Source organism: Clostridium sp. 1001275B_160808_H3 (genome assembly GCF_015550425.1).
GTDB lineage: Bacteria > Bacillota > Clostridia > Clostridiales > Clostridiaceae > Clostridium.
This window is the reverse complement of record NZ_JADNAT010000043.1, coordinates 1-9584: the sequence shown is the minus strand read 5'-3', so window position 1 is coordinate 9584 and position 9584 is coordinate 1. Positions and strand designations below refer to the sequence as shown.

At 29.0% G+C, this 9584-nt stretch carries 6 protein-coding genes and 1 rRNA gene; 2 read left to right on the top strand and 5 right to left on the bottom strand.

The annotated features are described in order from the left end of the window. Positions 1–457 precede the first annotated feature (457 nt). From glgD to glgB, 4 genes are read right to left on the bottom strand one after another with little or no spacing between them, the layout of a single operon-like run. Entirely contained in the window at positions 458–1564 is a 1107-nt protein-coding gene (glgD, locus tag I2A75_RS17635; RefSeq protein ID WP_195266910.1) for a glucose-1-phosphate adenylyltransferase subunit GlgD, read from the bottom strand. Positions 1565–1577: 13 nt separating this feature from the next. After that, on the bottom strand, positions 1578–2762 hold the full coding sequence (locus I2A75_RS17630; protein WP_195266909.1) for a glucose-1-phosphate adenylyltransferase: 1185 nt from the start codon (positions 2760–2762) through the stop codon (positions 1578–1580). 45 nt (positions 2763–2807) lie between these two features. Continuing rightward, positions 2808–4253, bottom strand: a complete 1446-nt coding sequence (glgA, locus tag I2A75_RS17625) for a glycogen synthase GlgA (protein WP_195266908.1) — start codon at positions 4251–4253, stop codon at positions 2808–2810. Between the two features lie 34 nt (positions 4254–4287). Then, complete coding sequence (gene glgB / locus I2A75_RS17620; RefSeq protein ID WP_195266907.1) at positions 4288–6264, bottom strand: 1,4-alpha-glucan branching protein GlgB; 1977 nt, start codon at positions 6262–6264, stop codon at positions 4288–4290. 328 nt (positions 6265–6592) lie between these two features. On the opposite strand from glgB, the gene I2A75_RS17615 reads away from it, so the two are divergent. Next, complete coding sequence (locus I2A75_RS17615) at positions 6593–7501, top strand: ABC transporter ATP-binding protein (RefSeq protein WP_195266906.1); 909 nt, start codon at positions 6593–6595, stop codon at positions 7499–7501. Further along, complete coding sequence (locus I2A75_RS17610) at positions 7501–8727, top strand: ABC transporter permease subunit (RefSeq protein ID WP_195266905.1); 1227 nt, start codon at positions 7501–7503, stop codon at positions 8725–8727. The genes I2A75_RS17615 and I2A75_RS17610 overlap by 1 nt, the downstream gene beginning before the upstream one ends. A gap of 615 nt (positions 8728–9342) precedes the next feature. On the opposite strand, the gene rrf is transcribed toward I2A75_RS17610, so the two are convergent. After that, positions 9343–9459 (bottom strand): 5S ribosomal RNA (gene rrf, locus I2A75_RS17605). Positions 9460–9584: the final 125 nt, after the last annotated feature.

The following is a 9584-nucleotide window of genomic DNA, read 5'->3' as shown; positions in this document are numbered from 1 at the left end:
CTCAATAAAAAGTTTAATCTCTTCGCTCAAATTACTTTGAGTCTTAATTTTAAGACGTCTAAAAGAATTGCTGGTTTATTTTACTTAACTTATTTTCTGTTCAATTTTCAAAGACCATTTTCTTCATCGCCCTCAAGCGACTTTATTATCTTATCACTTAAAGTTATCATTGTCAACATATTTTTTATTGTTTTAATGATTTCTTTAATATGTTTTGTTCCTCGCTTGGAACGAGATTAATCTTACCACTTATATTAATACTTATTTCTACAAAATACGATATTTACATCGAATTATATTACTTATACTTAATAAATCTCTTTTTTTCTAATATATAATACTATTGATACACCCGGAACATTTGTTATTATATTTCACCTATATAGTAACTATTAGATTTATTTCAATAGCTACTATATAGATTTATATATTTATTATTTCTTGTTATATTTCTATCTTAAACAACTTTTGCTCTTTGAATAGTTACAGGATAATTATTTGTACCTTTAATTATTTGACTTTCATTCACTACAGTTCCCTTATCAGCTATAACCCTATCCATTACAGCATCAGGACCAATTACTGTGTTTTGCATTATAACACAATTTTCAAGCTTTGCTCCTTTTCCAACAACTACTCTTCTACCAATTATACAGTTCTTTACTTCTCCTTCTATATATGATCCATTAGCAATTATAGAGTTTGATACTAAACTCATATCTGTATATTGTGTTGGAGGTTCATCTTGTGACTTAGTAAATATAGGCTTTTTATTATAAAATAACTCTTTGTTTATATTTTGATCTAGAATATCTAAATTAGTATCAAAATATGCTTTAATTGAATTTATACAAGATAAATATCCATCAAATTCATATGCTCCCACTTTAAACTTATTAAGATTTGAAGCTATATAGCCTTTTATTTTTCTATGAATTCCAGTTTTTATGCACTCATGAATAATATCAGTAAATAACTCCCTCTTCATAATATACATTTCCATGTTTATATTTGCGATTTTCTCTCTACCTATATTTTCACCAATGCTAATTACTCTATTATCACTGCCTATATTTAAAACTTCACATTCCAAAAACTTTTTATCTGCATTTTCTACTTCTTTATATACTATTGTTATATCATTTTTAGACTTCTTATGATATTTTAATACTTCATTATAATCTATATTACATATCATATATGATGGACTTATTAGTACATATTCTTTTCTACTTTGTTCAATGAACTCAATATTATCTATAAAGTTATGAACATCATCATAGTCAGGATCATAATCTCCAAAATTAAATACTCTAAGACCATCTTTTTTTCTATGCAAATCCCATGGTCTACCATTGGTTAGATGATTTATTAATGATCTTGATTTATTAGCTGTGAATATTCCTATTCCTTCTATTCCTGAATTAGCCATATTAGATAATACAAAATCAATAACTCTATATCTTGCAGAAAGAGGTACTGATGCCAAAGTTCTATTTCTTACTAATTCTCCCATTCTGCTTTGGTTTTCATCTAAATTTATTATTCCTAAACAATTATTCATTCTTCCAGCCCCCTTAAACATTAACTACTTCATCATCTAAACAAATCTCTTTTAACTTTATATTTGATTCATTAACTATATATTGATAAGCTCCAACAACTTCTATTGAATCTCCATTACCAATGCTACAGCCATGATTTATTATTGCATTACTTCCAACTATAGCTTTATCTATTACAACATTATCTCCAATTTCTACATTTGGCATTATCACTGAATCTCTTATCACTGTATTTTTACCAACATATACACCTTGAGATACTACGGAATTTTCTATTTTACCATTGATTATACAACCTTCTACTATTAAAGAATTTACTATCTTAGCCTCATCCCCTACATATTGAGCTGGTCTTACTTGATTTTGTGAATATATTTTCCATTCGCTATCATATAAATTCAAATCATTATCTATTTTCAATAAATCCATATTAGCTTCCCATAAGCTATCTATAGTTCCAACATCTTTCCAATATCCCTTAAATGGATATGCCATTAACTTTCTTCCTTCATTAAGCATTTTAGGTATTATATTTTTACCAAAATCATTGCTTGAAGATGGATCATTTTCGTCTTCTCTTAGGAACTTCTTTAATACTGCCCAGTTAAATATATATATTCCCATTGATGCATTAGTACTCTTTGGTTCACTAGGCTTTTCTTCAAATTCATATATTGTATTATCTTCTCTAGTATTCATTATTCCAAATCTACTAGCCTCTTCTAGCGGAACATCTATAACTGCAATTGTTGCATCTGCTCCATTTTCTTTATGGAACTCTAACATTTTATCGTAATTCATCTTATATATATGGTCACCAGAAAGTATTAAAACATATTCAGGATCATATCTATCTACATACTCTATATTTTGATAAATTGCATTAGCAGTCCCCTTATACCAATCTCCACCTTTTTCTTCTTGGTATGGTGGTAATATTGATACTCCTCCATCTCTTCTATCTAAATCCCAGGGATCCCCTATTCCTATATGGGAATTTAAATCTAATGGTTTATATTGAGTTAGTACACCTACTGTATATATGCCTGAATTCGAACAATTGCTTAAAGGAAAATCTATAATCCTATACTTTCCTCCAAACGGTACTGCAGGTTTTGCTATATTCTTAGTTAATATTCCTAATCTGGATCCTTGTCCACCAGCTAAAATCATCGCTACAATTTCTTTTTTTCCCATATTCTCTTCCCTCTCTCCTATACTCATATCTTAGTCTTTTAAAATTTATTTATTATCATTGCTAGAAATTACTTCATTATATAATTCAATATATTCTTTCGCAGATTTTTCCCAACTATTATCTGCACTCATAGCTTGTCTAACAATGCTATTCCATTTATTTTTGTCTTTATAAATACTTAGGGCATATTTTGTTGTATTAAGAAGCTCATCAAATCTATAATTCTTAAATCCAAATCCATTGCCTGTTTCATCATACTCATTATAAGGAATTACTGTATCTTTTAGACCCCCAGTTTCTCTAACTATAGGGACACTTCCATATCTAAGTGCAATTAATTGTCCAAGTCCACAAGGTTCAAATAATGACGGCATTAAAAACATATCTGATGCAGCATAAATCTTATGTGCTAATTCATTACTAAATTTTATATTTGAACTAACCTTTTTAGGATGTCTACTTTGGAAGCTTTTAAAACTTTCTTCATACATATAATCTCCAGTACCTAATATCACAACTTGAACATCTTCCTTAAGTAATTCTTCTAATATATTAATTATTAGATCACAACCCTTTTGATGCGTTAATCTAGATACTAATCCAATCATTGGAACATCCTTATTTACTGGTAACCCTAATTCTTTTTGTAATTCTTCTTTATTAATTTTTTTATTTTCAAAATCATTAGCACTATAAGTAGAATATATATACTTATCCTCTTCTGGGTTATATTCTTTATAATCTATACCATTTACTATTCCTTGTAATGCAGAACCCCTATATCTAAGTAATCCATCTAACTGTTCTCCATACTCTGGAGTCTTAATTTCTTCTGCATAACTCTTACTTACTGTAGAAACTTTATCTGCATAATTAATTCCACCCTTTAAGAAACTAACAGCCCCATAATGCTCTAAGCTTCCATTGTTAAATGCTTCATAGTCATATCCAAATAACTCTGGTAAAACTTGTGGATTAAACATACCTTTAAAGAATAAATTGTGAATTGAAAGTACTGTTTTCATATTTTTAAATTTTTCTTCTTTGCTATACTCCAATTTAAGTAACACTGGCACCATTCCAGTTTGCCAATCATTACAATGTAATATATCAGGTACCCAATCTATATGCTTTACAAATTCTAAAACTGCTCTATCAAAAAAAGCAAATTTTTCTCCATCATCATAATATCCGTACAATCCATCTCTCTTAAAGTAATACTCATTGTCTAAAAGATAAAACTTAACTCCATCATGTTCATATTCTAAGATTCCACAATATTGACTTCTCCATCCTACATTTACAGTAAAATTATCTATATACTTTAAGTCTTCCTTTATTTCTTTTTTTATATCTCTATAATTAGGAATCACAACTCTTACATCTGCGCCTAATTCCTTTAATGCAACTGGTAAAGCACCAATAACATCTCCCAATCCACCAGTTTTAATAAAAGGATGTGCTTCTGACGCTACTATCAAAATATTCAATTTTATATCCCCCCACTCAATCTTATGTTATTTTTTAATTTTCTATTATCTCTTTGCTTTCTATAGTATTTGTTTCAGGTTCCTTAATAAGCTTATTAACAGACCATACAGAAACAGCCATAGGCGGTACTTTTAACGTAATAGAGTATGGCTTGTTATGATATTGTATTTTCTCTGATAATATAGCATCCTCATTTAATTGATTAGACCCTCCAAATTCCTTTTTATCAGAATTAAATATCTCGCTATATTCTGCATTATAAGGTACTCCAATTCTGAAATCATGATAAACAACAGGAGTAAAGTTGAAAACAAATATTAATGTATCTTTAGCTTTATTTCCTTTTCTTATGAATGCAAATATACTTTGATTAGCATTATCCGCATCTATCCACTCAAATCCATTAACATCATAGTCTAATTCCCAAAGAGCATTATGTTCTTTATAAAAACTATTTAGACTTTTACAATAATCCTGAGTTAATTTGTGCATTTCAAAATTATCAATTAACTTCCACTCTAACTGTTCATACTCTCTCCATTCTATAAATTGAGCAAACTCGTATCCCATGAATGTTAATTTCTTCCCTGGATGCCCCATCATATAGGCTAAATATAACCTTAATCCAGCAAACTTATTCCAATAATCGCCCCACATTTTATCTACTAAGGACTTTTTACCATGAACAACTTCATCATGTGATATTGGTAGTATAAAGTTTTCTGAGTAGTTGTACATCATGGAAAAAGTCATATTATTATGATGATATTTTCTATATACAGGATCCATTTCTACATACTCTAAAGTATCATTCATCCATCCCATATTCCATTTAAAATTAAAACCTAATCCACCATTTTCAATCGGCATACATACATTTGGCCATGATGTTGATTCTTCTGCAACCATAAGAACATTTTTAAACTCACCAAATACAGCTGTATTTAACTCTTTTAAAAACTCTATCCCTTCTAAACAGCCATCTCCACCAAATTTATTTGGCCTCCATTCACCCTCATTTCTTCCATAATTCAGGTAAAGCATATTAGATACAGCATCTACCCTCAATCCATCTATATGAAACTCTCTCATCCAAAATAGTGCATTAGAAATTAAAAAGCTCTTTACTTCTGGTCTACCTAAATCAAAATTAGCTGTACCCCATCCTTTATTTTCAGCCTTCCAGCCTTCTTGATATTCATAAGTTGGGCTACCATCAAAGTGATATAATCCATGCTCGTCCTTACAAAAATGTCCTGGTACCCAATCAAGGATAACCCCTATATCATTTTTATGAAGTATATTTACTAATTCTTTTAAATCCTCTGGATTACCATATCTACTTGTAACGGAATAGTAACCTATTCCTTGATATCCCCAAGAAGCATCTAATGGATGTTCTACTAATGGCATAAATTCTACATGAGTATATCCCATTTCAATTAAATACTTAGGTAGCTCATCACATAATTCTTTATATGTAAGAAATTCGCCATCCTTAGTTTTCCATGATCCTAAATGCATCTCATAAATATTTATTGGAGATTTTAGTATATCCATTTTTTCTCTTTTATTTGTCCATTTCTTATCTGACCATCTAAACTTACATTCATCTTTAACTATTGATGCAGTATTAGGTCTAAGCTCTGAAAAGGTTGCATAAGGATCCGCTTTATATACTCCCTTTAAGCTATTCTTATTTATAATATAGTACTTATATTTAGTTCCTTCCTTTAAGCCTGGAATAAATATTGACCATACTCCTCTTTTATTAACCTTCTCCATTTTAAACTCTTCTTCCGGTTTAAAATCACAAAAGTCTCCTACAACATAGATTTCACTTGCATTCGGTGCCCAAGTTGTAAATCTTACTCCCTTTTTCCTTTTTTCACTTACTAAATGAGCTCCCATAAATCTATAACTACTATAATTTTTCCCTTTATGAAATAAATCGATGTCTATATCTACAAGTTGTCCATTTTTAACCTTACCCTTTACCACCTGTGTCATACAAATCTCTCCCTTGAACTTAACATAATTCTCATGTTGATAATTATACCATCGCGTTACATTAATTTCCATTGAATCCGTAATACGATAATCCTTAATATCCTATGTTTTTCATCATATATTTACATATGATTATTTATTAACTTTTTAAAACCTACATCAATCGACTTTTTACCATAAATTCTATAAAAATATTACAATTATATATCGAAATTTAACTATAAATATATCTTAAGACTATATTAAGGTTTTATTAAGGTTTTATATCCCTTTAAATTAAGATTTTAACTCTAAAATTATTAATAGATAACTTAAGGGAGGTAATAAATTGAAGGTTTTAGAGGTAAAAGGACTTAAAAAGAAGCTGGGCAAAAGAGAAATAATAAAGGATATCTCTTTTTCCATAGAAGAAGGAGAAATATTTGGATTCTTAGGACCAAATGGAGCTGGAAAAACAACAACTATAAGGATGTTAGTTGGACTTATAAATCCAAATGGAGGTAGCATCAGTATCTGTGGCCATGATTTAAAAAATGATACAGAAAATGCCTTAAATGAAGTTGGTGCTGTAGTTGAAAATCCTGAATTATATAAATATCTATCAGGAAGAGAAAATTTAATGCAAATTGCTAGAATTAGAAATATTCCTAAAACTCAAGTAGATGAAACTATAAAATTAGTAGGACTTGAAGATAGAATAGATGATAAAGTTAGAAAATACTCACTAGGTATGAAACAACGCTTAGGCTTGGCTGCTTCACTTCTATCTAATCCAAAACTTCTTATTTTAGATGAGCCTACTAATGGATTAGATCCATCCGGAATATTAGATTTTAGAGAAGTAGTTAAGAAAGCTGCTAAAGAAAGAGGAATGGCTGTATTTATATCTTCACATATCCTTTCAGAAGTTCAACATCTTTGTGATAGAGTAGCATTTATTAATCATGGGACTATAAAATCAGTAGAAAATGTAATAAATGAATCTATGGAAACTGATACCGATATAATTTGCTTAAGATTATTGCAAGAAATAGATACTAACAAATTATTATCTATTGACTATATAAATTCTGCTAGAAAAACTGATGATGGAATAGAAATAATATTATTATCAAATAAAACTCCTGAATTAATTAAGTATCTTGTTAACAACAACTATGATATACAAGAGATATTTAAGATACGTAAAGGCTTAGAACAAAGATATATGGAATTAGTTGAAGGAGGAATTAGATAATGTTATTTACTCTTATAAAAAATGAATTTATTAAAATCTTTAAAAGATCTAAGACTTGGATTGTCTTTGGATTGTTTATAGTGTTTATTGGAATAACTGCTTTTGGTACATGGATGAACGATAAGCATATGAAAGAATGGACTTCTCCTGAGTATCAAATAGACCAAGCTGAAGAACAATTAGTTCATATAAGAAATGATATAAAAAGAGCTGAAGCTGATGGAGACCCACAATGGATCCAAAGTTCTAAAGAAATAGAAACTAGTCTTTTAAAGCAAATAGAAGATAATAAGGAAATACTTAAAAACGGAATCTCTGAAGATGCGTGGAAAAAACAATTAGATGAATCAATAGAAACTACTGAAAATACTATCAAACAATATGAAGAAGATGGTCTAAATGAATGGAATAAAAAATGGTATGCTGAATCAAAACAGCAATTAGATGACTTAAAATACTTAAAGAATAATAATATAAAGCCTTTACAAGGTTGGGAATACCATGCATTTAATTTTTTAAAAACTCTTAATAAATTCTTTGGCTTAGGAGTATTAATAGCAGGAATTGCTGTATTTATGAGTGATATGGTTTCAGGCGAATGTACTCCAGCAACATTAAAATTCTTACTTGTGCAACCAGTTAAAAGAGGAAAAATTTTATTATCTAAATTTATTGTTTCAGTTATTACAATATTATCATTAATATTAATACCTCAATTAGTTGGTATGACGGTTGTTAATATGACAAGTGATGTTAATGCATCAGATTATCCTGTTAGAATTGAACAAAAGTATGAAAAAGTGTTTGATCAATCTTCAGGAGAAATGTTAATGCAACAAGTTCCCGATACTTCTAAAATGGTTACTAATACCGAAAGTGCTATAAGAACATTAGGCTTTCAATCACTATTTATTTTATCAGCTTGTTCAGTTATTTTTATGATATCTACTATATTTAAAAGTAGTATGACATCAATGGCTGTTTCAGTAATATCAACTATATTCTTGGCAATAGGAACTCAAGCAATTAGTTCCCTAAGAGATATTAGTCATATACTTTTTACAACTTATGCCGATGCTGGTAGTTTAGTAAATTCCAAGTTAGCATTAATGTATCAAAACCCTAAATTAACAACAACTAACGGAATAATATGTATGATTATAACTGCAATAATAGCGTATGTGATAGCACATATTAACTTTACTAAAAAAGATATTTTAATATAGTAAATCTAAGTATAAAAAAATCATAATATAGATTGTAATATAGATTGTAATATAGATTGTAATATAGATTGTAATATAGAAGCATAAAGGGGCTCGCGAAACGCGAGCCCCTTTATGTTTTATTAATCTTACTACTATAACAACATTCTAATATTAAAATATACGTTATAGAAATAATTTTAATATATTTTTTAGTAAAGAAAATATTTATAAAACATGTTAAAACAATACCACTTTATATAAGTTTGTAATTAAAGCTAAAAGTTATAAATAGATTATTAAGTAGATATTTCTTCAAATTTCATATTACTACTATCTTCACTTTACTTGTCCTCTGTTAACTAATAATATAGTCCACAACTAACAAATTATTATCCACAAATATATCTAGTTATCAACATTAATTACTTTATTATTTCTTTACACTGTTGATAACTTTTCATATATATAATAAAACTTTATATAATTTTCTATAGATCTCTAACATCTCTATCTATATTTATCCCCATCTCTAGATCTTAATCCTTAAATCTTTAATTAAACATACTTTCATAACGAATAAGACCTACATAAAATAAAAAAGACTTAAGAATTTATTCTTAAGTCTTTTTAATGACCTGGCAACGTTCTACTCTCCCACACAGTCTCCCATGCAGTACCATCGACGCTGTAGAGCTTAACTTTCCTGTTCGGAATGGAAAGGAGTGTTTCCTCTACGCCATCATCACCAGATTTCAGAGTATTCTCTGAAAATTGCACATGAATTAATTTTAAGCCTGTTTTTTATTGGTCAAGCCCTCGACCTATTAGTATCAGTCAGCTAAATATGTTACCACACTTACACCTCTGACCTATCA